Annotated in this window: 25 protein-coding genes; 15 read left to right on the top strand and 10 right to left on the bottom strand. The window is 71.1% G+C overall.

Translation table 11 applies throughout. The annotated features are described in order from the left end of the window. Positions 1-272 precede the first annotated feature (272 nt). From OG241_RS14030 to OG241_RS14015, 4 genes are all read left to right on the top strand, one after another. Entirely contained in the window at positions 273-1,799 is a 1,527-nt protein-coding gene (locus OG241_RS14030) for a flavin monoamine oxidase family protein (protein ID WP_405826199.1), read from the top strand. A 114-nt stretch (positions 1,800-1,913) separates the two neighbouring features. After that, the gene (locus OG241_RS14025) at positions 1,914-2,852 is read left to right on the top strand and encodes a PAC2 family protein (RefSeq protein WP_405815660.1); all 939 of its coding nucleotides are present in this window, start codon (positions 1,914-1,916) and stop codon (positions 2,850-2,852) included. A gap of 87 nt (positions 2,853-2,939) precedes the next feature. Further along, positions 2,940-3,548 (top strand): dephospho-CoA kinase, encoded by a 609-nt coding sequence (gene coaE / locus OG241_RS14020; protein ID WP_405815658.1) that lies wholly within the window; start codon positions 2,940-2,942, stop codon positions 3,546-3,548. A 50-nt stretch (positions 3,549-3,598) separates the two neighbouring features. Further along, positions 3,599-3,988 carry a tetratricopeptide repeat protein gene (locus OG241_RS14015; protein WP_405815656.1) on the top strand — a complete coding sequence of 130 codons (390 nt, stop codon included), beginning with the start codon at positions 3,599-3,601 and terminating at the stop codon, positions 3,986-3,988. Positions 3,989-4,039: 51 nt separating this feature from the next. Here the strand turns inward: OG241_RS14015 and OG241_RS14010 are convergent, their stop codons facing one another. Next, positions 4,040-4,303 (bottom strand): DUF6343 family protein, encoded by a 264-nt coding sequence (locus tag OG241_RS14010; protein WP_405815655.1) that lies wholly within the window; start codon positions 4,301-4,303, stop codon positions 4,040-4,042. A gap of 104 nt (positions 4,304-4,407) precedes the next feature. Here OG241_RS14010 and OG241_RS14005 point away from each other — a divergent pair, with 104 nt between their 5' ends. The 3 genes from OG241_RS14005 (at position 4,408) to OG241_RS13995 (ending at position 6,728) form a co-directional block, all read left to right on the top strand. Then, the gene (locus OG241_RS14005) at positions 4,408-5,358 is read left to right on the top strand and encodes an acyltransferase domain-containing protein (RefSeq protein WP_405826197.1); all 951 of its coding nucleotides are present in this window, start codon (positions 4,408-4,410) and stop codon (positions 5,356-5,358) included. Positions 5,359-5,432: 74 nt separating this feature from the next. After that, positions 5,433-6,110: a class I SAM-dependent methyltransferase gene (locus tag OG241_RS14000; protein WP_405815654.1), complete on the top strand. Its 678-nt coding sequence runs from the start codon at positions 5,433-5,435 to the stop codon at positions 6,108-6,110. 147 nt (positions 6,111-6,257) lie between these two features. Beyond that, on the top strand, positions 6,258-6,728 hold the full coding sequence (locus tag OG241_RS13995) for a DoxX family protein (RefSeq protein WP_405815653.1): 471 nt from the start codon (positions 6,258-6,260) through the stop codon (positions 6,726-6,728). 134 nt (positions 6,729-6,862) lie between these two features. On the opposite strand, the gene OG241_RS13990 is transcribed toward OG241_RS13995, so the two are convergent. Next, complete coding sequence (locus tag OG241_RS13990; RefSeq protein ID WP_405815652.1) at positions 6,863-7,387, bottom strand: RNA-binding S4 domain-containing protein; 525 nt, start codon at positions 7,385-7,387, stop codon at positions 6,863-6,865. Positions 7,388-7,504: 117 nt separating this feature from the next. Here OG241_RS13990 and OG241_RS13985 point away from each other — a divergent pair, with 117 nt between their 5' ends. Then, positions 7,505-8,206, top strand: a complete 702-nt coding sequence (locus OG241_RS13985) for a uracil-DNA glycosylase (RefSeq protein WP_405815651.1) — start codon at positions 7,505-7,507, stop codon at positions 8,204-8,206. 75 nt (positions 8,207-8,281) lie between these two features. Continuing rightward, complete coding sequence (gene pip / locus OG241_RS13980; RefSeq protein ID WP_405815649.1) at positions 8,282-9,253, top strand: prolyl aminopeptidase; 972 nt, start codon at positions 8,282-8,284, stop codon at positions 9,251-9,253. Positions 9,254-9,291: 38 nt separating this feature from the next. Here the strand turns inward: pip and OG241_RS13975 are convergent, their stop codons facing one another. After that, a complete protein-coding gene (locus OG241_RS13975) occupies positions 9,292-9,711 on the bottom strand; it encodes a (2Fe-2S) ferredoxin domain-containing protein (RefSeq protein WP_405815648.1) in 420 nt (139 codons plus the stop codon). Beyond that, on the bottom strand, positions 9,708-10,364 hold the full coding sequence (locus tag OG241_RS13970) for a GntR family transcriptional regulator (protein WP_405815647.1): 657 nt from the start codon (positions 10,362-10,364) through the stop codon (positions 9,708-9,710). Before OG241_RS13970 ends, OG241_RS13975 begins: the two co-directional genes overlap by 4 nt. Before the next feature lie 172 nt (positions 10,365-10,536). On the opposite strand from OG241_RS13970, the gene OG241_RS13965 reads away from it, so the two are divergent. Together OG241_RS13965 and OG241_RS13960 are read left to right on the top strand one after the other, a co-directional pair. Continuing rightward, positions 10,537-12,027, top strand: coding sequence for an NCS1 family nucleobase:cation symporter-1 (locus OG241_RS13965; RefSeq protein ID WP_405815646.1), 1,491 nt, complete (start codon positions 10,537-10,539; stop codon positions 12,025-12,027). 2 nt (positions 12,028-12,029) lie between these two features. After that, positions 12,030-12,746, top strand: coding sequence for an aspartate/glutamate racemase family protein (locus OG241_RS13960; RefSeq protein ID WP_405815645.1), 717 nt, complete (start codon positions 12,030-12,032; stop codon positions 12,744-12,746). Between the two features lie 233 nt (positions 12,747-12,979). Here OG241_RS13960 and OG241_RS13955 read toward each other — a convergent pair whose 3' ends face one another. The 4 genes from OG241_RS13955 to OG241_RS13940 form a co-directional block, all read right to left on the bottom strand. Then, positions 12,980-13,471 (bottom strand): GNAT family N-acetyltransferase, encoded by a 492-nt coding sequence (locus OG241_RS13955; protein WP_405815644.1) that lies wholly within the window; start codon positions 13,469-13,471, stop codon positions 12,980-12,982. A 44-nt stretch (positions 13,472-13,515) separates the two neighbouring features. Next, entirely contained in the window at positions 13,516-13,914 is a 399-nt protein-coding gene (locus OG241_RS13950; protein ID WP_405815642.1) for a RidA family protein, read from the bottom strand. Between the two features lie 208 nt (positions 13,915-14,122). Then, the gene (locus OG241_RS13945; RefSeq protein WP_405815641.1) at positions 14,123-15,082 is read right to left on the bottom strand and encodes a GNAT family N-acetyltransferase; all 960 of its coding nucleotides are present in this window, start codon (positions 15,080-15,082) and stop codon (positions 14,123-14,125) included. 85 nt (positions 15,083-15,167) lie between these two features. Beyond that, complete coding sequence (locus OG241_RS13940) at positions 15,168-15,869, bottom strand: hypothetical protein (RefSeq protein WP_405815640.1); 702 nt, start codon at positions 15,867-15,869, stop codon at positions 15,168-15,170. A gap of 424 nt (positions 15,870-16,293) precedes the next feature. On the opposite strand from OG241_RS13940, the gene OG241_RS13935 reads away from it, so the two are divergent. The 4 genes from OG241_RS13935 to OG241_RS13920 all read left to right on the top strand — a co-directional run bounded on the left by OG241_RS13935 (position 16,294) and on the right by OG241_RS13920 (position 20,680). Continuing rightward, a complete protein-coding gene (locus OG241_RS13935) occupies positions 16,294-18,159 on the top strand; it encodes an FUSC family protein (protein ID WP_405815639.1) in 1,866 nt (621 codons plus the stop codon). 70 nt (positions 18,160-18,229) lie between these two features. Next, entirely contained in the window at positions 18,230-19,594 is a 1,365-nt protein-coding gene (locus tag OG241_RS13930; protein WP_405815637.1) for an amidohydrolase, read from the top strand. A gap of 105 nt (positions 19,595-19,699) precedes the next feature. Next, positions 19,700-20,341 carry a DUF899 domain-containing protein gene (locus OG241_RS13925; RefSeq protein ID WP_405815636.1) on the top strand — a complete coding sequence of 214 codons (642 nt, stop codon included), beginning with the start codon at positions 19,700-19,702 and terminating at the stop codon, positions 20,339-20,341. 165 nt (positions 20,342-20,506) lie between these two features. Continuing rightward, positions 20,507-20,680: a hypothetical protein gene (locus OG241_RS13920; protein ID WP_405815635.1), complete on the top strand. Its 174-nt coding sequence runs from the start codon at positions 20,507-20,509 to the stop codon at positions 20,678-20,680. A gap of 46 nt (positions 20,681-20,726) precedes the next feature. Here OG241_RS13920 and OG241_RS13915 read toward each other — a convergent pair whose 3' ends face one another. Beyond that, positions 20,727-21,179 carry a hypothetical protein gene (locus OG241_RS13915; RefSeq protein ID WP_405815634.1) on the bottom strand — a complete coding sequence of 151 codons (453 nt, stop codon included), beginning with the start codon at positions 21,177-21,179 and terminating at the stop codon, positions 20,727-20,729. Then, positions 21,170-21,838, bottom strand: coding sequence for an ATP-binding protein (locus tag OG241_RS13910; RefSeq protein ID WP_405815632.1), 669 nt, complete (start codon positions 21,836-21,838; stop codon positions 21,170-21,172). Before OG241_RS13910 ends, OG241_RS13915 begins: the two co-directional genes overlap by 10 nt. Positions 21,839-22,059 lie beyond the last annotated feature (221 nt).

Here is a 22,059-nt window from a genome sequence, read left to right as displayed (position 1 = left end):
CAGCTGACTGAGGGCCCGCACCTTTCGAGGTGCGGGCCTTCGGCCTTGTGGGCGCAGCTCCGCACGTCTGACGGAGTTGTCCGCACTGTCCTCGCCGAAACGTGCGGGATACACGAGTAACTGACGTTCCGAAACGGGCAGTTGCGAGGCTTCCCCGGTCATTCGTGATCGGAAAAAGGGGAGCCGAAGACATGACGCAGCCTCAGAACGGTCCTGGCGGCAGCCGCCGTGCGTTTCTGCGCAACGTGGGTCTCAGCGGTGGCGCCGGAGCGATGTTCGCCACCATGGGGGCCCTGGGCCTCGCGCCCAGCGCACAGGCCGCCCAGCGCGACCAGGCCTTCCAAGCACTCAGGCCGGGCGACTTCACGCTCAGCGGGCGCGCCGCCGCCAAGGTCGTCATCGTGGGCGGTGGCATCGCAGGGCTGGCCGCCGCATACGAACTCGGCAAGGCCGGCTACGACTGTACGGTCCTGGAGGCCAGGGACCGCACCGGCGGACGCAACTTCACCGTCCGGGGCGGTGACTCGACCACCGACCTCTACGGCCACCGGCAGACGGCCCGGTTCGCGGACGGCCACTACATGAACGCCGGACCCGCCCGCCTTGCGCAGTGGATGGTCACACTCGACTACTGCCGCGAACTGGGCGTCCCCGTCGAAGTGTTCACGAACGTCAACGCGGACGCCTACATCTACAACGAGTCGGCCGGCATGACCGCGCCGGTGCGCCACCGCACCGCCAAGGCCGATGTGTACGGCTACGTCTCGGAGTTGCTCGCCAAGGCCACCGACAAGGGCGCCCTCGACGAGGAGTTGACGGCCGCCGACCGGGAACGGCTCGTCGAGTTCCTCAAGGACTACGGCGAACTCGGCGACACCCTGAGGTACGAGGGCGGTGAGCGCCGCGGGTACACGGCCGTCCCGGGCGCCGCGGGCACCCCCGGTGTGCTGCTCGGCGATGTCCCGACCGCCTCCGAGGTGTTCGCCGGCGGTGTCGGGCGCTACTTCTCGTTCGAGTTCGGCTTCGACCAGGCCATGCTGATGTTCCAGCCGGTGGGCGGCATGGACCAGATACCCAAGGCGCTCACCAGGGCGATCGGCGCCCATCGCGTCCGTACCGGGGCGGTCGTCTCGAAAATCACCGATACCGGGAGTGGTGTTTCCGTCACCTACACCCAGGGCAGCCGTACCAGGGTGGTCAACGCCGACTACTGCATCGGCGCTCTGCCGCCGAACATCCTCGCGAAGGTCCCGCACAACCTCGGCTCCGGAGTGCAGTCCGCCCTGGAGACGATCACCCCGTCGTCCGCCGCCAAGATCGGCCTGGAGTACCGGTCCCGCTGGTGGGAGCTGGACCACCGGATCTACGGCGGCATCACCGAGACCGACCAGGACGTCGTCCACATCTGGCACCCGTCGTACGGGTTCCACGGGGAGCGAGGCATCGTCATCGGCTACTACAACTACAGCGCCAACGCCGACTCGTACGCGCGACTCGCCCCCAAGGAACGTGAGAAGCGGGCCGTGGCCGCGGGTGTGAAGATCTACGGCGACAAGTACCGCACCGAACTGGCGTCCTCCTTCTCGCACCACTGGCGTCAGACGCCTCATCTGGAGGCCGCGTGGCACAGCACCCCCGGCGGGCCCGACGACGTCCGTTACAAGTCCCTCAACGAGCCCACCGGGCGCGTGTACTTCGCCGGTGACTGGCTCAGTTACACCGACGCCTGGCAGCACGGCGCGTTCACGTCCGCCCGCAAGGCCGTGACCGCGCTCCACGCGCGCGTGCTGTCCTCCTGACGAACCGCGGGCGCGTCGCGGGTGGGCAAGTCGTACCTGTGAGCGGGGCCCGGGCGGGAATGCCCGCGCTCCGTGCCACGTTGTGCAGTACGAACACGAGGAGGAGCGGTCACAGTGCTTGATCCGCAGGGTTTGTACGCATGGGAGCCGAAAGGCCTGGCCGTCGTCGACATGGCGCTGGCGCAGGAGTCGGCCGGTCTTGTCATGCTCTACCACTTCGACGGGTACATCGACGCGGGTGAGACCGGCGATCAGATCGTTGACCGGCTGCTCGACACGCTGCCCAACCAAGTGGTGGCCCGCTTCGATCACGACCGGCTCGTGGACTACCGCGCGCGTCGCCCGCTGCTGACGTTCAAGCGCGACCGGTGGACCGACTACGAAGTCCCCACACTCGATGTGCGGCTCGTCCAGGACGCCACAGGGGCGCCCTTCCTGCTGCTGTCCGGACCCGAGCCGGACGTCGAGTGGGAGCGCTTCGCCGTGGCCGTCCAGCAGATCATCGAGCGTCTCGGTGTCCGCCTGGCGGTGAACTTCCACGGCATCCCCATGGGCGTCCCGCACACGCGCCCCGTGGGCCTCACCCCGCACGGCAACCGCACCGAACTGGTGCCGGGCCACCGCAGCCCCTTCGAGGAGGCACAGGTTCCCGGCAGCGCCGAGGCGCTCGTCGAGTACCGCCTCATGGAGGCCGGACACGACGTCCTGGGCGTCGCCGCGCACGTCCCGCACTACATCGCCCGCTCTCCGTACCCGGACGCCGCCCTGACCGTCCTGGAGGCCATCACGGCCGCCACCGGTCTGGTCCTGCCCGGCATCGCGCACGCGCTGCGCACGGACGCCCACCGGACCCAGACGGAGATCGACCGTCAGATCCAGGAGGGCGACGAGGACCTCGTCGCCCTCGTCCAGGGCCTTGAGCACCAGTACGACGCGGCTGCCGGCGCCGAGAGCCGGGGCAATATGCTCGCGGAGCCCGTCGACATCCCGTCCGCCGACGAGATCGGCCTGGAGTTCGAGCGGTTCCTCGCGGAGCGGGAGGGCGAGGGCTGAGCCGCCGACGGCCGATCTGCCAGGGGCCGAGCCCGCAGGGCTGCCCTGTCGCAGCGGCTGTCAGTGGCAGGACCTAAGCTGCCGGTCATGCTGACAGTGGGCCTGACCGGCGGCATCGGGGCCGGCAAGAGCGAGGTGTCACGGCTCCTCGTCGCGCGCGGCGCCGTCCTGATCGACGCGGACCGCATCGCGCGCGAGGTCGTCGCGCCGGGGACCGAGGGCCTCGCGGCGGTCGTCGAAGCCTTCGGCACGGAGGTCCTCGCCGAGGACGGCGGCCTTGACCGGCCCAAGCTGGGCTCGATCGTCTTCGCCGACCCGGAGAAGCTCGCCGTCCTCAACTCGATCGTGCACCCCTTGGTGGGCGTCCGCTCCCGTGCTCTCGAAGCCGCCGCGGCGGACGACGCCGTCGTGATCCACGACGTACCGCTGCTCGCGGAGAACGGCCTCAAGTCGCTGTACGACCTCGTGATCGTCGTCGACGCGAGCCCCGAGACCCAGCTCGACCGGCTGGTCCGGCTGCGCGGCATGACGGAACACGACGCACGCGCGCGCATGGCCGCCCAGGCCACCCGCGAGCAGCGCATGGAGATCGCGGACGTCGTCATCGACAACGACGTGCCGCTGCGAGAGCTGGAACAGCGTGTAACGGACGTATGGGCGGAACTCGTACGCAGAGCGCGGGCCGCGCGGGAATAGCGTTGCCGCGGACTGGCGTTGAACCGCCGTAGTGAGGGAAGGACTTTGCCGTGCCCGAGACCAGCGGATGGACCGGACGTACTCCGGAGACGCATGTCATCGACTTTCGCGCGGCCGAGCGCCTGCTCGAAGCCCGCGATCCCCGTGGCGCGGTGAAACTGCTCGACTCCGTGATCGCCGCGCACCCCGAGAACACGGCAGCCCGGCTGCTGCGCGCGCGTGCCTTCTTCGCCGCCGCCCAACTGCGCCCCGCGGAGCTTGAGTTCACGATCGTTCTGGAGCGCGAGCCGGACAACGCCTTCGCGCACTACGCGCTCGCCCGCACCTACGAGCGCCAGCGCCGTCCCGACCAGGCCAAGCGCCACTTCCGGCTCGCGGCGGCACTCGACCCGAACCCGCGCTATCTGGAAGCGGCGCGCTTCGACGACTCGCCGTCCTGAGCCGTCGGCGGTGGACGGTCGACTCCGATGAGTGCATCCGCGCGCGTGGGGTCAGGGGCCGTGTTCAGGCGGCCGGTACGGCGGGATGTCGGGGCCCGGCTGGTAGTGCGGGCCCTGTCGGATGTGCCGCAGGATCATGGTCATGTCGACCGTGACGACCAGCCACAGCACACCGAAGGCAGCCGCCCACCCGGGCCGCCCGGCGAGCGCGAACACGGCCGTTCCCGCGATCGCCCAGACCAGCCCCCACACGCTGAGCCACAGCCGCGCCCGCAGAGCACTGCGCGCTGTCATGGGCTCACTGCCTGTACGCATCGGGACCACTACCTCTCTTTGCAACGTACTCTTCGCGCCGGACGTTGACCAAGGGGCGTGGGCCGGACCGCCGGCTCACCGGGACGACGAGGGAGAACCACACCGTGCTGCCGGACGCCGACGACCTCCCCGAGATCCTGCTCGACCTGGCCGTGCCCCATGAGGACATCAACGAACTGGTGGCACTGCGGAGCCTGTTGAGCTGTGACTCCGCCGCTATGCGACTCCTGGAGGAGTGCGTCGAGGGGCTGGTCCGGAACATGGGCGAGATCGGCGGGGCGGCGCCCTGGCCCGACGACCGGATCGCGGAGCTGTTCACCGGGCGGGCGGAGGGCCGGGCGGACGGGGCGTCGGCCGCCTTGGGCCGGTACTTCGCCGTGTACGTGTACGTCGCGGCGCTTTCCCGCGTACGCGCCCATCACCATGCCCTGGGGGTCCCGCCCGAGGTGTCCCGCCGTACGCTCGCCGACGTCGGGCGGCACATGGCGCTGCACCGCAGAAGGCATGGCCAGGGCGGTGTCCAGGCCCCGTGGTGGCTCGCCCTGCATTTTCACGGGGAGCTGTTCCAGCTGGGGCGGCTGCAGTTCCAGCGGGCGCGCGTGCGAGAGCAGGCGGCGGGGCCGCTCACCGCCACCGGCCTGGCCTCGGACGCGGACGCCATGTGTCTCAGCGTGCACATCCCCGACTTCCACGGACCGCTGTCCCCCGCCGCCTGCGACCGGTCCCTGGCACTGGCTCTGGACTTCTTCGCGCGGCACATTCCGGGGGAGCGGTACACGGCCGGGGTCTGTCACTCCTGGCTGCTGGATCCGCAGCTGAAGCGGTATCTGGGCGCGGACTCCAACATCGTCCGCTTCCAGGAACGCTTCCGGATCGCGCCGGAGGCGGGAGAGCCGGCCGACACCCAACCGGTCCAGTTCGTCTTCGGGAACCCGGACCTCCCGGTCGCCGAACTGCCCCGGCGGACCACGGTGGAACGGGCTGTCGGGGACCATCTGCGGGCGGGCGGTCACTGGTACATCGGGCACGGATGGTTCCCGCTCCCGCCGGTTTGACTCGAACGGGTGAACAGGCGAAGGGCGGGAACGCCCGTGCCGCTGCGGGCCGTTGTGCGGGCATGCGACTCGAAATGCGTGAAGGACATGAAGGCACGGGACCCGGTGCGATCACCCCTGACGGCTGCGCGGTCGAGCTCTACTCGAGGCTGCCGATCAGGGACGAGCCGGACATCATCGCCGCGTCGGCGCCGGGAGGCGCGCACATCCTGGAGCTGGGCAGCGGCGTCGGCCGTATGACCCACCCGCTCCTGGAGCGCGGTTTCACGGTCACGGCGGTCGACGAGTCGGCCGAGATGCTGGAGCGCGTCAGGGGAGCGCGCACGATATGCAGCCCGATCGAGGATCTCGATCTGGGTGAGAAGTTCGACGTGGTGATGCTCGCGTCGTTCCTCGTGCACGCCGGGGACGCCGAGGTGCGGCGGGGGCTGCTGCGCACCTGTGCCCGGCATCTCGCGGAGGGCGGCCAGGTGCTGATCCAGCGGGAGGGCGCGGACTACCACACGAACCTGCCCCGTGAGCGGGTCGGCCCGAGCGGTTCCACGATCCGGGTGGTGTCGTCGGAGCCGGTCGGGGACGGTGTCAACTCGGTGCGCGCGGAGTACGAGTTCCCGGACGCGGTGTGGACCCAGACCTTCCTGGCCCGGCCGCTGACACCGGAGCAGTTCGAGGAGGCGCTGGGGGAGGCGGGGCTGCGAGTCGACCGGTATCTGACGGAGGACGGGGTCTGGGTGAGAGCGGTCAGTGGGTAGGGGAAGGGGGTAGGTCGAGCTTCCCGGCGGGCCGCACCAGGCTCTGGGGCCGGTCTGAGAAGTCCTGCCGGGTGGCGATGAGTTCTGGGTCGGCGGGTGGTCTATCTCTGTGACAGCAACGCGAACCGCTTCACACAGGAGACCTCCATGTCCGAGACCACCGCTCCCGTCACTCCCCTCGCCACCGACGCTTCCACCACGCAGGTCGCTTCCGCCGAGTCCGTGTCCGCCCGTGGGCGGCGTGCCTGGATCGCGCTGCGGGCGCTCCAGGTGGTGCTGGCACTCTTCTACGGGTTCGCGAGCGCGCTGCCCAAGCTGATCGCGCACCCGTCGGCCGTCGAGTCCTTCGACAAGATGGGCTGGGGCAACCCCGGGATGTACACCATCGGACTGCTCGAACTGGCGGGAGCCGTCGCGCTGTTGATCCCGGTGCTGCAGTCGGTGGCCGCGATGGCGCTGAGCGCGCTGATGGTCGGCGCGTTCGTCGTGCAGGTCGCTGTCTTCGACGGGCAGTACGCGGCGACGCCCCTGATCCTCATCGTGCCGCTCACCCTCATCGCCTGGGCCCGCCGAGGACACAACGCGGACCTGCTCCGCCTGGTGCGGCGACGGGCGTGAGATGCCGACGTACGGCTGGGGGTGGTGTTCGGCGGGTCGTGCGGACCCTGACGCCGCTGCCGCGTCCTCGGGGCCCTGGCCCTGCGGGGTCACGTCCGCGAGGGCATTGCGAGGACAGGAGAGTCGGCCGGCTCCTACGAGTCGTCGTCGGGGCCGGTGAGGCCTCGGAGGCGTTCCATCTCGCGGCGGTCACGCTTCGTCGGGCGGCCCGTGCCGCGGTCGCGGATGCCCGCCGGGGCGACCGCCTCGCGGGGTGGCGGCGGAGGGCTGTTGTCGACGTAGCACTCGACGGCTACCGGGGCTCCGACCCGCTTGCGGATCAGCCGCTTCACCACGACGATCCGCTCGTGACCGGCATGGCGGTAGCGGACCTCGTCGCCGACCCGCACGGCGTACGCGGGCTTCACGCGCTCGCCGTTGACGCGTACGTGGCCGCCTCGACAGGCGGTCGCGCCCATGGAACGGGTCTTCACGAGACGCACGGACCAGATCCAGCTGTCGATACGGACGCTCTCACCGCTCGCCGGACGGGCGGCGTCGGCAGCGGCCACCGCGGGGGAGACCGGTGCGGTGCCCGCCACGGTGCCGTCCCGGGTGCCGTCTTCGGTGTGCGCGCCGCCTTCGGTGTCCGGGTCCTCCGGAGCCCTGCCAGATGCCATGCCCTCGACTTTAGTACTCCGGTTCACCGCTCCGGGCCGGACGGACCGGACAGGTCTTCCGGTCCCTGGCGGCGGCCATGCTCCGCCGCTTCTGCCCGGCCGCTCTACCGTGGACCCATGGACACCGGTCTGTCGGGGCTCGACGAGCGGATCGCCGGGTGCCGGACCTGCCCCCGGCTGGTCGCCTGGCGGGAGGAGGTCGCCCGTACCAAGCGGGCCGGCTTCGCGGACTGGGACTACTGGGGGCGGCCGGTGCCCGGGTTCGGGCCGGCGGACGCCCGGCTGCTGATCGTGGGGCTGGCGCCCGCCGCCCACGGCGGGAACCGCACCGGTCGGATGTTCACCGGGGACCGCTCCGGGGACGTGCTGTACGCGGCGCTGCACGAGGTCGGGCTCGCCTCGCAGGCCGGCTCGGTGAGCGTCGACGACGGGCTCGAACTGTACGGCGTACGCATCACCTCGCCCGTGCACTGCGCCCCGCCCGAGAACAAGCCGACGCCCGGGGAGCGGGACGCGTGCCGGCCGTGGCTGGTGCACGAGCTGGAGCTGCTCCGGCCGACGCTGCGGGCCGTGGTGGTGCTCGGGGCGTTCGGCTGGCAGGCGGCCCTGCCCGCCCTCGACGCGGCCGGTTGGAGCGTGCCGCGTCCGCGCCCCGCCTTCGGGCACGGGGCGCGGGTCACGCTCGGCGGCGGGCTGCGCCTCTTCGGCTGCTTCCACGTCAGCCAGCGCAACACCTTCACCGGCCGCCTCACACCCGCGATGCTCCGGGATGTGCTGCGGGACGCGGCGAGCGCGGCCGGACTCCCGCACGAGCGGTGAGAGCGCCCGCGCCGGCCCGGGCACCCGCGCGAAATTCGTGCGACCGGACCGGCGTACGCGCGTTACGTTGCTCCGATGGGCCTGTATCCGGAGATCGAACCGTACGACCACGGCATGCTCGACGTCGGGGACGGCAACCACGTCTACTGGGAGGTCTGCGGCAACCCGCGGGGCAAACCGGCGGTGTTCCTGCACGGTGGGCCGGGGTCCGGGGCGAGAGCGTTCTCCCGGCGGTACTTCGATCCGGCCGCGTACCGGATCGTGCTGCTCGATCAGCGGGGCGCCGGGCGTTCGACGCCGCACGCGAGCGCGTACGACACCGATATGAGCGTCAACACGACGGACCACATTCTTGCCGATCTGGAGCTGCTGCGGCGGCACCTGGGGATCGAGCGGTGGCTGGTGTGGGGGGTGTCGTGGGGGTCGGTGCTCGGGCTGCGGTACGCGCAGACGCACCCTGAGGTCGTGTCCGAGCTGGTGCTCACCGCCGTCGCCACCGGCTCCGACGCCGAAGTGGCCCTGCTGACCAGGGGACTTGGGCAACTGTTCCCGGAGGGGTTCGAGAAGTTCCGCGCCGGGGTGCCCGAGGATGAGCGGGACGGGAACCTGGCCGCCGCGTACAACCGGCTGCTGGAGTCGCCCGACCCCGAGGTGCGAGAGCGTGCCGCGCGGGCGTGGACCGACTGGGAGACGGCCATGATCCCGGCGCCGCCCCGTTCCGTACCGCGCTACGAGGACCCGGTGTTCCGCATGGGCTTCGCCCGGACCGTCACCCACTACTGGGGTGCCGACCACTTCCTGGGCGAGGGCAACGAGGGCGCGCACGGCGTCGTACTGCGCGACGCACACCTGCTCAAGAACATCCCCGGCACCCTCGTCCAGGGCAGCCTCGACCCAGGAAACCTGCTGGGCACGGTGTGGCGGCTCCATCACGCCTGGCCCGGCAGTGAGTTGATCGTCGTCGACGAGGTGGGGCACAACGCGGGGGCGCCCGGCATGGTGGACGAGCTGGTGGCGGCCACGGACCGGTACGCCGCCCGCGGCTGAGCCGGCTGAGCTGGCTTGAGACGACTGGCCGCTGTCGGCTAGCGATTGCGGCGGGTGCGGTCCCGGGTGCGCTCGCCCGAGGACTGGATGACCTGGAGTTCCAGCGTGGGCGGGGGAGGGGCGATTCCAGGGCCGCCCGCCTCCGCCCAGCGGAGTATCTCGTCGGTGCAGTCGTCGCCCATCGACCAGCCGATCCACACGGCTTTCCCGCCACGCCCGCGTCCCTCGCCGGACGGCTGTACGACGATGACGTTCGCCTGGTCGCAGGGGCCGAGGCAGTCCGTCGTACGGACCGCGAGGCGTCCGGCGGAGGCGGTGGCCGCCGCACGCAGCCGCTCCAGCTGCCAGTCGTGGTCGTAGCCGGGGTACTTGCGCGGGTCGCCGCAGCAGCAGCCACGGCAGACGACCAGCGTGCAGGGGCGGGTGCGGGCGGCGCCGATCACCGTACGGGCGCTCACAGGTCGCCTTCCGTGCCGAAGAGGTGCCGCACCGTCGAGCGGTGGTTGGCCTGGACGTGGGTCAGGGCGTGGGCGCGGGCCCGCGCCGGGTCGCCGGACGCGATCGCGTCGTACAACTCGCGGTGTTCGGCGAGGAGATGGGGCCACTCCTCGTTGCGGCGGGTGAGCCAGCGCAGTCGGCCGTCGACCGGTTCCATGACCGAGATCAGCAGGCTGTTGCCGGCCGTGGCCAGGATGCGGTCGTGGAAGCGGGTGTTGACGTCGGTGATGGTCTCGGCGTCGTTCGCCGCCGTCGCCGCGGCGGCCCGGTCGAGGAGTTCCGCCAGTTCCGCCAGGTCGGCCGGGGTCGCGCGGGTCGCGGCGAGGCCGGACGCGTAGACCTCCAACGCCTCGCGCAGTTCGAAGAGTTCGGCCACGTCGGTCCGGGTGAGACGGCGTACGACTGTGCGCCGCGGGGTCTCGAAGAGGACGAATCCCTCGGCGACCAGGGCCCGGATCGCCTCGCGGACGGGGACCCGGGAGACCCCGAAACGCTCGGCCAGTTCGCGTTCGACGAGCCGGTCCCCGGGCCCGAGCCGGCCCGCGATGATCTCCTCCCGCAGGGCCGCCAGGACCCGCTCGCGCACCGCTCCGAGCGGTTCGATCTTCGTCATGGGCCCATCTTCGCCGACCCGGGGGTGATTTACAGAGCCGTAACGGAGCGGATATCGGACCGGACTCTTGACGGAGGGACCATGACGACAGTTTGGTATACCAAACTGTTCCGCCTCTTGCTCCTCCATCCCCCACCCCCGCCTGCTCCGTCCCCTCGCCCCTGGAGTCACCGTGTCCCTAGCCGACCGTGCCGAAGTCACCGGTACCCCGGCCTTCGTCCCCGATCCGCGGCTCACCAACGAGGACCTCGCGCCCGCGGACAAGCGCAACTGGAAGGTCTTCGACCTCTTCGCGATGTGGATGTCGGACGTCCACAACCTCGGCAACTACACGTTCGCCGCAGGCCTGTTGGTCCTCGGCATGAACGTCTGGCAGATCTTCACCTCCCTCCTCGTCGGCTTTGTGATCATTTACGTCGGCATGAACTGGATGGGGCGGATCGGCCAGCGGCACGGCGTTCCGTTCCCCGTCGTCAGCCGGATCAGCTTCGGCGTCTGGGGTGCCAACATCCCCGCGCTGATCAGGGCCGTCATCGCCATCATGTGGTACGGCATCCAGACCTACCTGGCCTCCGTCGCCGTCAACGTCATGCTCCTCGCGGCCTGGCCGGGGCTCGAATCCTGGACACACAGTTCGTTCCTCGGTCTCGACGCGCTCGGCTGGCTCTCCTTCGTCTCGCTGTGGCTGATCCAGGCGCTGATCATCAGCCAGGGCATGGAGTCCGTACGGAAGTTCCAGGACTTCTGCGGTCCGGCCATCTGGCTGGTCATGATCGCGCTCGCCGTCTGGGTCCTCTCCAAGGCGGGCTGGACCATCTCGCTCACCTCCACCCCGAACCCGGTCTCCGTCGGCGAGCAGTGGCGGCAGTGGTTCGGCGCGATCGGGCTGATCATCGCCACGTACGGCACGCTGATGCTCAACTTCTGCGACTTCTCCCGCTTCGCGCCCGACTACAAGACCGTCAAGCGCGGCAACTTCTGGGGACTGCCCTTCAACTCGACCGCCTTCGTGATCGTCTCGGTCATCGTCACGGCCGGCTCCATCGAGGTGTTCGGCGAGGCCATCACCGACCCCGCGGAGCTGGTCGCCAAGGTCGGCAACACCTGGGTGCTCGTCCTGGCGGCCCTGACCTTTGCCATCGCCACCATGGGCGTCAACATCGTCGCCAACTTCGTCTCACCCGCGTACGACCTGGCCAACGTCTGGCCGCAGAAGATCAGCTTCAAGATCGGCGGCATGATCAGCACGGTGGCCGCGCTGGTGGTGACGCCGTGGAACCTCTTCTCCAACCCCACGGTCGTCCAGTACTTCCTCGGCGGTCTCGGTGCCTTCCTCGGACCGCTGTTCGGCGTGATCATGCTCGACTACTTCTGGGTCAAGAAGGGCCGCATCGACGTCGACGAACTCTTCAACGGCGAGCCCGGATCGCGCTATTACTACCGCAAGGGCGTCAACCCCAAAGCCCTGTGGGCCTTCCTGCCCGCGGCCGGGGTCGCGGCGGTCCTCGCCCTGGTGAAGGACTTCCACGATGTGGCCCCGTACTCGTGGTTCATCGGCACCGCGCTGGCGGCGGGGCTGTACGCGCTCCTGTGCCGGGACGAGCGGGCCGAGTCGGTTGCCGCCGCCGAGGAGACGTCCGCTTCCGCTTCTGCGGCGGGCTGAGCGTGCGGATCGTCGTCACCAACTGCAATACGACGCAGACGATGACCGAGGAGATCGTACGAGGTGCCCGGGCCGCCGCAGGCCCGGGCACCACCGTGCACGGTCTCACCCCCACGTGGGGACCCGGGTCGGCGGAGGGCTGGCTCGACAGCTATCTGTCGGCCGCCGCCGTCATCGACACCCTGCGGACGTACGAGGGTCCGTGCGACGCCGTCGTCATGGCCGGGTTCGGTGAGCACGGGCGGGAGGGCGTACGGGAGTTGATGGACGTACCCGTCGTCGACATCACCGAGGCCGCCGCGCACCTCGCGTGTCTGCTCGGGCGGCGGTACGGGGTTGTCACCACCCTCGAACGCTCGTGCGGCCAGATCGAGGACAGCCTCGACACGGCCGGCGTCGGACGGAACTGCGCGGCCGTCGTCGGCACCGGCCTCGGCGTTCTCGAACTCGGCGACGACCGGCGCACCGAGGAGGCGTTCGTCGCGGCGGCCGAGCGGGCGGTGGCGGCGGGGGCCGAGGTACTGGTCCTGGGCTGCGCGGGGATGACCGGTCTGCAGCGGGCGGTGGGGGAGAAGCTGGGGCTGCCGGTGGTCGACGGGGTGGGTGCGGCGGTCAAGCTGGCGGAGTCACTGGTCGCCCTGGGGCTGACGACGAGCCGGGCGGGGAGCTATGCGAAGCCGTTGCCAAAGAGGCGGGGGTGGGGGCGACCGGCGGAGTGAGGGAGCGGCTCATGGGCGGGAGCTTCGGGGCGCCGATGGGGTGCTCTCGGGGCGGCTCGGGGGGTGATGTGCCCGGTCAGGGGACGGACGGCGGTGACCGCGGGCTTCGCGGGCACCGGGGGCTCCGTGGGCTTCGGATTGTGCCCACGACAGTTGCCGACCGGACAGCAGTAGGTGTCGTACGACCTCGACCTGGCCGGCAACGCACGGCAGTGAGCCCGGGCCCGCCGCCCCTATACGCGGTATGCGCGGTTCGGCTGCCAGACGTACCGCACGTCCGGCTCCCGCTCCTCGTTCTCGCTGCCGTCCGTGCGCTCGACGGCGACGAAGCCGTGGCGCTCGTAGAAGCGGTGGGCGGGCTTGTTGACCTGAAAGGTCCACAGGGTCAGTCCGTCCGGGCTGCGTTCCTTGGCGAGCGCGACGAAGAGGTCACCGATGCCGTGTCCACGCCAGCCGGGGAGCAGATACAGCTGGGACACCTCGTCACCGGCGAGCACCATCACGCCGACCGTCCCGCCCCCGGACGGCGCCTCCGCGACCCAGGTCTCGCGGTGCGGCACCACCACGTCCCGGAAGTAGTCGCGGACCTCGTCCTCGGACCGCGGCCAGGCGACGGTGGGCAGGGCGGCGGTCCTGGACCGCAACAGCACGTCGGCCGCGGCACCGGCGTCGTCGGCCGTCGCGCGGCGGAGGGTGATCTTCGGGGCGGGGGCTGAGGGGGTCACGGGGGCGGAGCCTGCCAGAGATGCCGTACCGAACGCACCTGGATTTACGGGACGGCGGCCGTCGCCGTGATCTCCACCAGCTGTCCTGTGTAACCGAGGCAGGCCACCCCGATCAGGGTCGACGAATGCGGTCCAGTGGACAGGCCGGACGCTTCGACGACCTCCCAGACGGCGCCCAGTACCCCCGGCTCGCCGCTCACGACGTACACATCGGTCGCCAGGACATGGGAGAAGTCGCTTCCCACCGCCCGGAGTTGCTCGCCCAGATTGGCGATCACCTGCTCCGCCTGCCGCACCGGATCGCCCACCCCGACGATCCGCCCCTCCGCGTCCAGCGGCACGGAGCCGGCGAGAAACGCGAGACGTGTGCCCGCCTCGACGACGGACGCATGGGAGTACGTGGGCGGCGGGAACAGACCGGGGACGGTGACGCGCTTGAGCATGGCGGGCTCCTGGAGAGGCGAGTGGCGGGACGGCGGACGGACGGAGCGGACGTGAGGGGCGCCCACAGGGCACCCTGCCGATCATGCGGAATGCCGGGCGTCTGGCGCACCCGGATTTTCGGCGAGGGCACGCTGTGGTGGTCGTACGGCGGGGCCGATTTCCGGTCCGTCCGTGTGGCGGGCAGGTCCGTGTAACTGCGGGGCGGTGTCAGTCGCGGCGCGCCTGGGACGACCGGTCGTACAGGCCTGTCAGTCGCCAGCCGTCGTCTCGTGCCACCTGCTCGAAGGCCTCGATCTTCCGCGCGAGACCCTCCGGGTCGCCGATGTCGCACCACCGGCCCGCGAGCGCCTCGGCCCACTCCTCCTCCCCTCTCACCAACGGCAGTCCGCGCACGGCGAGATGCAGTGCGAGGGTCGACCGTGCGTAGTAACGGACAGCGTTCAGCTCGTCGCGGGTACGGGCGTACTGCTCGGTCTCCCGCAGCCGCAGCCGCCCGTCGGTGGCACCGGCGACGAGCAGCGGGACCACCGCTCCGGGCGCGCACGCCTCCGGATCCGCCACCAGGAACGTCAACTCGCCCTCGGCCTCCCTGACTTCGTACCGGGGCAGGTACGACAGCCGGGCGAGCCCGAGCGCGCGCTTCCACGACGTCACCCACAGGCCCCGGTTGAGGTAGTAGCGAACGCTCCGCTGCCAGGTCCAGCACGTGTCGAGCCGGAAGCCGTGCAGGCCCTCGGCACGGCACGCCTCGTACACCGTGTCCAGCGTCGACGAGGCGAGGCCGCGTCGCCGGGCGACGGGATGGACGTACAGCGACGAGACGCGCAGCGAGCCCACGCCGCTCGGCCAGGTGTCCACGGCGACGGTCCCGAGCGGCCCCCTCGGCCGCCCGTCTTCCCTGTCCTCGGCGGGGTCCCGGATCCAGTACCTCCTGCAGTAGTCGTCGTTGTGTGCGTACTCCCGCCCGGCCGCCCCCAGCCGAAGGCGCAACCGCTTCTCGTGCGAGGCCGTGAGCGAGTCCGGGTCGGCGCACTCGCCGAGGGCGCCCTCGGCGAGAGAGGCCAGGTCCCACAGGCCGAACCGGTGTCCTTCGGCGGCCCCGACCGGGCGCAGGCCGGGGCACGCCGCCAGACGTTCGTGCACGCGCAGGGCGAGATCATCTTCCATGGCCGGAGCGTAGGGACGTGAGCAGGGCGCATGTCCGGCCCGGGAGGGGATCTCACCTGGGGATTCACCTTGGCGGTGGACCCGCTCATTGGTCGCGCGTTTGCCTCTCGCATTCCTGTTCAAGTGGCGGGTACGCCTCGGCGATGGCCGCGCAGATCCGTCGGCGGAGCAGTTCCGTGGCCTCGGCCCGGCCGGAGTCCCGCTCGCCTCCCGGCAGACCGTCCAGGAGCCCGTCGTAGTGGCTCATCCGGTGCCGTAGGTAGTCGACCTTCCAGGGGGCGAGAGAGGCGCGATGGACACGGCCCGTGTCCTGCCCGGAGTTGTCGTCGGTCAGCTCGATCCGGCAGCCGGCCGCCGCCTCCCGTCGTGCCCGGTGTTCCACCGCCCGCAGCGCGAGTTTGCCCGGATCCAGACGCGGTACCTCGATCGGCTCGGTCCTGATGCGCTCCAGAACCTCCAGCCGGCGGCGGCGTACCGCGTTGCGCACCGCCTCCGATCGCCGTGCCGAGAATGCCGCCACCCTGCGGAAGTCGTCGGTCCGCTCGGCCGCCTCGACCCGCTCGACGCGATACAGCCGGACCTGCGGCGCCGCCCTCAGCCGCGGATTGACGCTGAGGCGGTCCGGTGTCCCGAGCAGCCGGTGCACCATCCCGCCGGTCCACCCGCGAGCCCGCAGTCCCGCCAGGGAGACGTACCGCTGTCCGTCCTCCTCGTAGCCTTCACCGCTCTGTGAGCCTTGCTGATCCCGACTGTCCTCGTAGCCCCGATCGCTGGCATGGCAATCCATGACTACCTCCCCCGTAGCTCGGTCGTGACGCTCTGTGACGACACCTCCCATTGAAGCGCCCACCACTGACAATCACCCGAGCCGCCCTGGAGCCAGGAGCCGAACGGTTCGCTCGCAGACGGTCAGGACGAGACCGACCCCGTTGCCGGCCCTGCCCTCAACCGGAATCTCGGGGGCGGACTTCGGCCTTCCCGCCGCAGGCCAGGGGCGTACGAGGTCAGGCCGCCCATGCGTGTGCCGACGGACGGTTGCGTCGCCTCTCCGTCCTTGCGTTCATAAAGAACGCGGGTTTCCCGCAGACCGTCACCTCCCCGAAATACTTGCGTCCCATCTCCTCCACCGCCCCGAACTACGGTGGACATCACAGCCCGGCCGACGTCGCCCGAAGGCATCGCACCCCCAGCCCTCGCCCGACAGGAGCTCTGTGTCACGCCCCAGCAGCGCGCGCCCGCGTTTCGCCCTGCCGCCCTGGCTCGCCCACACCCTGCGCGCCCAGCGCGGACCCGTGCCCTGGAACGCGGTCCTCCGGGGTGCGCTGGCCGCCGGGCCGTTGCTGCTGGCCGGTGTGCTGACCGGCCGCACCTCCCTCGGTGTCGTCGCCGCGCTCGGTGCCATGCTCGCCGGGATCAACGACCGGCCGGGCAGCCGGCGTTCCTCCGTCAGGCGGCTCGGCGTGCCCGCGTCGGCAGGGGCCCTCGGGCTGGTCGTCGGGACCTACGCCGGACAGCAGTTCGGAGCTGCGCCGCTGACCCTTCTCCTCACCGGCCTGGGGCTCCTGGCGGGCGGCATCAGCGCCATCGGGCCCGTCGCCTCCGGCGCGGGTACGCAACTGCTGGTCGCCGCCGCCATCGGGGCCGGTATGCCGTTGCCCGAGCCGGGCTGGGAACGGGCGCTGTTCTTCCTGGCGGGCGCCGGCTGGCTGCTCGCCCTGCGGCTCGCGCTGCCCACCCCCGGCGGGGGCGCCGGTGACTTCCGGTTCGACGGGGAACGTACCGCCGTCGCCGCCGTGTACGACGCCGTCGCCCAGCTCCTCGACGCCGCCGGTACGGACGAGGCCGGCGCTCGGCGAGTCGCCCTCACCGCCGCGCTCGACCACGCCCAGGACGCCCTCGGCGGACCCCGGATCCGCCAGTACGCCAGTTCCGCGGACGAGCGACGGCTGCGCACCCAGTACGCCGCCGCGCTGCCCCTCGCCGAGGCCGCGACGGCCCTCGCCTGGAGCGGGGACGCCCTCCACGCGCGCGTGGCGGAAGGGCCCCGACGCCTCGCCGCCGCCGTACGGACCAACACGCACACCGGACCGCTGCCCGCTCCGGCCCGCTCCGCACCGGGACTGCGCGCCCTCGACGACGCCCTGCTGCACGCCGCCGACGCGTTCGACCGGGGTGGCGACACAGATGACCTGCACACCCGGCGCCGTGGGGTCACGGCCCTGCTCCGCACGGCTGTCGACTCCGGTGGGCGCGAGTACGGGCTGCGGGTGGCGCTCTGCTTCGGCGCCGGTGCGGCTGTCGCGCAGGCCACGCACCATGCCCATTGGTACTGGATTCCGGCCACCGCCGTCTTCCTCGTCAAGCCCGACCTCGGGCCGCTCGTCTCGCGTGTCCTGTGCCGGGCGGCCGGGACGGTCCTCGGGGCTGTCGTCTTCGCCGGGTTCGCCGCCGTACTGCCCCGGCCCGAGGGCCTCGTCGCGCTCGTCGCCGTGAGCGGCGCGCTGATCCCGGTCGCCACCCGGCACTTCGCCGCCCAGACCGCCGTCGTCACGGTGCTCGTGCTCGCCCTGGTGATGGTGGGCGGCGAGCCCCAGGCGTCGTGGAACCGGATCCTGGAGACCCTGGTCGCCTGCGCCCTCGTACTCGTCGTCGGGCACCTGCCCATGCCCGGGCAGCGAGGCGGGGGCGTACGGGCGCGGCTGACGCGGGCCGCCGAGGCCGCGCAGGACTACCTCCAGCATGTGATGAGCGGTTCGGACGACCGGCACGCGCGCTGGATGCTGCGTCGCGAGGCGTATCGCGCGCTTGCCGAGGCCCGTACGGCCATCGCGCACTCCGCCGCCGAACTGCCCGCGCTGGCACGGCACACCGAGGGTACGGGGGAGGTCGCCGCCACCCTCGAACGAATTGTCGACACAGCGACCGCCTGTGCCGTACACCTCGACGACACCGGACACCTCACCCGCCGGCACACCGAACACCTCACCGAACTCCTGGATGAACTCGCGGTGCGGCGCGAGCGCGCGGGGTTGCGCGTGCGGGTGTCGGAGGCCGGCGAGAGGCCGCTCGCCGGTTGACGCCGGCCGGGGCCCGCCCGTTCTCACCGTTGGCGCCGCCCACGGCACGACCGCGCCGTACGGTGGCGGCATGACGCCTTCTCCCGCTGCCCCCGCGGATCTCGTCATCACCGGTTGCACCGCTCTCCGCCACGCCGGCGCCGGCGACGCGATCGAGTTCACGGAGGACGCCTCGATCGTCGTACGCGGCGGGATCATCGAGGCGATCGGCGTGGGAGTCGAGCTCCCGGACGCGGCCGAACACATCCACGCGCGCGGGCAGGTGGCCATGCCGGGGCTCATCAACTGCCATACGCACGCCCCCATGGTGGCGCTGCGCGGGATCGCCGAGGACCTGCCCACCGAGGAGTGGTTCAACGGTGTCGTGTGGCCGATCGAGTCCAACCTCACCGCCATCGACGTGGAGTTGGGCGCCCGGCTCGCCTGCGCCGAGATGATCCGCGGCGGCGTCACCTGTTTCGCCGACCACTACTTCTCGATGGACACCGTGGCCGCTGTCGTCGAGGAGTGCGGGATCCGGGCGCATCTCGGGGAGGCGTACTTCTCCTCGCAGGGGCCGCAAGGGCGTGAGCGGTCACTGGAGTTCGCGCTGCGGCACCGGGGCGGCGCCGACGGCCGCATCACCACCGCCCTCGCCCCGCACGCCCCGTACACCGTCGACGACGCCGACCTCGCCGCCACCGCCGACCTCGCCCGCGCACACGGCCTGCCCGTGCACATCCACGCCGCCGAGAACCGCGACCAGACCGACGCCAGCCTCGCCCGGCACGGTCTCACCCCGATCGAGGTCCTGGCCCGCGCCGGCGTCCTGACCGGTGACCTCGACGTCCTCATCGCCCACGGCACCGGCGTCATCGAGCGCGACCTCCCCGTCCTGGAGCGCACGAACGGACGTACGGCCGTGGCGACCGCGCCCCGCGGGTACCTCAGGTTCGCCTGGCCCACCACCACGCCGGTGCGGGCCCTGCGCGAGATCGGGGTCCCCGTCGGACTTGCCACCGACGGCGCCGCCTCCAACAGCTCGCTCGACGTGTGGGACTCCATGGCGCTCACCTCGCTGATCCAGAAGTCGACCGAGGGCGACCCCCGCTGGCTGACCTCCCGGCAGGCACTGGACCATGCCACGCTGCAGAGCGCGCGAGCGGTGGGACTCGGCGAACGGATCGGGAGCCTGGCGCCGGGCCGGAAGGCCGACATCATCCTCGTGGACCTCACCGGGCCGCACACCCAGCCCGTGCACGACCTCGCCGCCACTCTCGTCCACAGCGCCCGCTCCTCGGACGTCCGTACGACGATCGTCGACGGCCGCGTCCTCATGCGCGACCGCCGACTGCTGACCCTCGACGTGCCGGGAATCGTCCGGGAGTTGGGGGAGCGGCTGCCCGCGCTCGTGGACCGGAGCCATGGCAGACGGATCCAGGAGTACGGCACCTGAACACGAGTACACCCGAAGTTCCTCCGCGCGTTGCGATGAGTTTCGCGTGCCCCATCGGTCCACCCCCTGGAAACAGACCGTTCCACGACGGGGCCTGGAGGGGCGATGACACTTCCGCGGATCGTTTCGCGCGACGAATGGCGGGCGGCACGCGAGGCGTTGCTGGTCAAGGAGGAGGTCGTCACGCGCGCGCGTGACGCGCTGAACGCCGAGCGGCGCGAACTGCCCGTGGTCGCGGTCGACGAGGAGTACGTGTTCGAGGGCGGCGACGGCAAGGCGACCCTGCTCGACCTCTTCGAGGGCCGCCGCCTGCTCGTCGTCCACCACTTCATGTTCGCCCCCGAGTGGGACGAGGGCTGCCCTGGTTGCTCCGAGTTCCTCGACCGCGTCGGTCACCTGGCGCACCTGTGGGCCCGGGACGCCTCGTTCGCGGTCGTGTCCCGGGCGCCGTACACGCGGATCCTGCCGTTCAAGGCGCGGATGGGCTGGACGGTGCCCTGGTATTCGTCGTACGGCAACGACTTCAACCGCGACTTCCTGGTGACGTCCGAGAACGCCGGGGAGGCCGTCGAGCGGTCAGGCGTGAGTTGCTTCCTGCGCGACCGCGACCAGGTCTTCCACACGTACTCGGCGTACGGGCGCGGCCTGGACGGCCTCGGCTCGCCCGCCGGCTTCCTGGACCTCATGCCCCTGGGACCGGCCGAGGACAGCGAGAGCGTGCGCCATCACGACGCGTACGACGACTGAAGCGGAAAGCGACAAAAGGGGGTGTAGGGATGTAACAGGATGAGTTCATCCCCACATCCGGCGGTGAACCGGTGTCAACTACGTCTCAGTACGGTCACCTGGCGAGGCCCTTTCCCCATGATGAGCGTTTAAGTCTATGAGATCGGCGCTACATGGAGGTGCAGGGTGAACGGGCGAAAGGTGCTCGAACGCTTTCCCGCCGGCGGGCCACGCGGTTCCTGGCCCGCGGAGGAGTTCGCGCGGGCGCGGCGGCTGGAGGGCCAGGCCGCGGAGGTCGTCATGGACCTCGCGACGGACACGTTCCTCGTGATCGTCCGTGCTGGGGGCGTGGGGGACTGAGATGGGCGCCGGGCCCCTCGCGAAGAGGAACGAAGCGGGAAGGGGCTCAGGCGCTGATCGGCCTCGACCAGGTGGGAATCGTCCCCGTCACCTGGCACAGGGCGAGGTAGAGCGGTATCGGCGGGGTGTACGGGAGGGTGTCGTGCGGGCGGTGCAGAAGGGGCGGGACGCGCGGGGCGTCGAGGACCACCGCTCCCGCGGTGTACTGCGCCGGGGCCGGCCACTCCAGGGCGTAGTCGGAGTCGGCGGGGACGAGCCACCACCAATGGCCACTGTCGGCGTACACGCAGCCCACGCGCGGTAGCCGGGGGAGTATCTGGGGTCCGAAGCGTGCGGGCACGGCCACCGCGTCGCAGCCCAGGGGAGCGGTCATGCCGGCCGGTATCGGAAGGCGTAGAGGGGTTCCCGGGTGGGTCGGACCGTGCAGACCGCGCTTCACGCGCATCAGCGTGTCCATGCTGACGACCCGGGCCCCCGTGGACGAACCCCTTACACCCATTCGGCCTCTGGCCCCGTCCCCGTGTTCGCGTGCTTCTGGAACCTGTGACGCCCGAGGTGGCCGCCCGACGCCTGTGTGTCGTCGGCGGGCTCCGGGCCGGGGTCCTCGACCGTGCCGGGGCGGGGTGACGGTGCGCCCCAGCCGAGATCGTTGCGGATCTCGGTGTCGTCGAGGGTGCCGGCGCCCGCGTCGGCGGCCCGGGCGAGTTCCGCCCAGACCAGCAGGCCGGGGCCGTGTTCCTGGGCGCCCCAAGCCCTGCACATGGCCTCTACGAGGAGGAGTCCCCTGCCCCCCTCGTCATCGGCGCGCTGCGGTGACTGATGGGGTATGCCGGGCGCGCAGCCCTCGTCGCGGACGGCTATGCGCACCAGGTCGGCGCCGTCGTGCAGCTCGCAGACTATGTGGCTGCTCGCGGTGTGCACGATGGCGTTGGTGACCAGCTCGGTGACGACCAGGGCCGCCGTGTCGCAGGTGTCCTCGCAGACCGACCAGCCCGTGAGCCGGGCGCGCGTCAGGCGCCGGGCCTGCGCCGGCGAGCCCGGATGGGCGGCCAGCTCGAAGCGGAACCGGCGCTCGGCCGCCGTACCGGGGCGCGGTGCGGCCCCGGGGCCGGAGCGGTCCGCGGCGGCGTCTGTTCCTAAGGGCGGGGACGGAATCACGCTTGCCACTATCTCCCCGCCATGAACACTTGGCAAGTGTCACTCTGAAAAATGCAGAGTGCGGTGTGACGAAGTGAAACGGCGTGGCACACTGCTCGCAACAGCACGCGGAGCGGCGCCAGTTGGGACTTTCGGCAGGTTTTCGAATAAACCTTCGAACGAATTCCCGGTGGCGCCGCCGGGCTGTCAGGAATCTTCACCGGCATGAGCCGGTGCTCGAT

This window comes from Streptomyces sp. NBC_01390 (genome assembly GCF_045040105.1).
Taxonomy (GTDB): Bacteria; Actinomycetota; Actinomycetes; order Streptomycetales; family Streptomycetaceae; genus Streptomyces.
The sequence above is the reverse complement of the archived record's forward strand: the minus strand, read 5'-3'. Positions and strand labels throughout refer to the sequence as shown.

Excerpts from the sequence above, each read along its gene's own strand:
- OG241_RS13925 (WP_405815636.1), top strand. The coding sequence starts at position 19,700 with ATGACACTTCCGCGGATCGTTTCGCGCGACGAATGGCGGGCGGCACGC.
- OG241_RS14000 (WP_405815654.1), top strand. The coding sequence starts at position 5,433 with ATGCGTGAAGGACATGAAGGCACGGGACCCGGTGCGATCACCCCTGAC.
- OG241_RS13945 (WP_405815641.1), bottom strand. The coding sequence starts at position 15,082 with ATGGAAGATGATCTCGCCCTGCGCGTGCACGAACGTCTGGCGGCGTGC.
- OG241_RS14010 (WP_405815655.1), bottom strand. The coding sequence starts at position 4,303 with ATGCGTACAGGCAGTGAGCCCATGACAGCGCGCAGTGCTCTGCGGGCG.
- OG241_RS13970 (WP_405815647.1), bottom strand. The coding sequence starts at position 10,364 with ATGACGAAGATCGAACCGCTCGGAGCGGTGCGCGAGCGGGTCCTGGCG.
- OG241_RS13940 (WP_405815640.1), bottom strand. The coding sequence starts at position 15,869 with ATGGATTGCCATGCCAGCGATCGGGGCTACGAGGACAGTCGGGATCAG.
- OG241_RS13985 (WP_405815651.1), top strand. The coding sequence starts at position 7,505 with ATGGACACCGGTCTGTCGGGGCTCGACGAGCGGATCGCCGGGTGCCGG.
- OG241_RS13990 (WP_405815652.1), bottom strand. The coding sequence starts at position 7,387 with ATGGCATCTGGCAGGGCTCCGGAGGACCCGGACACCGAAGGCGGCGCG.
- OG241_RS13950 (WP_405815642.1), bottom strand. The coding sequence starts at position 13,914 with ATGCTCAAGCGCGTCACCGTCCCCGGTCTGTTCCCGCCGCCCACGTAC.
- OG241_RS13930 (WP_405815637.1), top strand. The coding sequence starts at position 18,230 with ATGACGCCTTCTCCCGCTGCCCCCGCGGATCTCGTCATCACCGGTTGC.
- pip (WP_405815649.1), top strand. The coding sequence starts at position 8,282 with ATGGGCCTGTATCCGGAGATCGAACCGTACGACCACGGCATGCTCGAC.
- coaE (WP_405815658.1), top strand. The coding sequence starts at position 2,940 with ATGCTGACAGTGGGCCTGACCGGCGGCATCGGGGCCGGCAAGAGCGAG.
- OG241_RS14030 (WP_405826199.1), top strand. The coding sequence starts at position 273 with ATGTTCGCCACCATGGGGGCCCTGGGCCTCGCGCCCAGCGCACAGGCC.
- OG241_RS13915 (WP_405815634.1), bottom strand. The coding sequence starts at position 21,179 with ATGGGTGTAAGGGGTTCGTCCACGGGGGCCCGGGTCGTCAGCATGGAC.
- OG241_RS13995 (WP_405815653.1), top strand. The coding sequence starts at position 6,258 with ATGTCCGAGACCACCGCTCCCGTCACTCCCCTCGCCACCGACGCTTCC.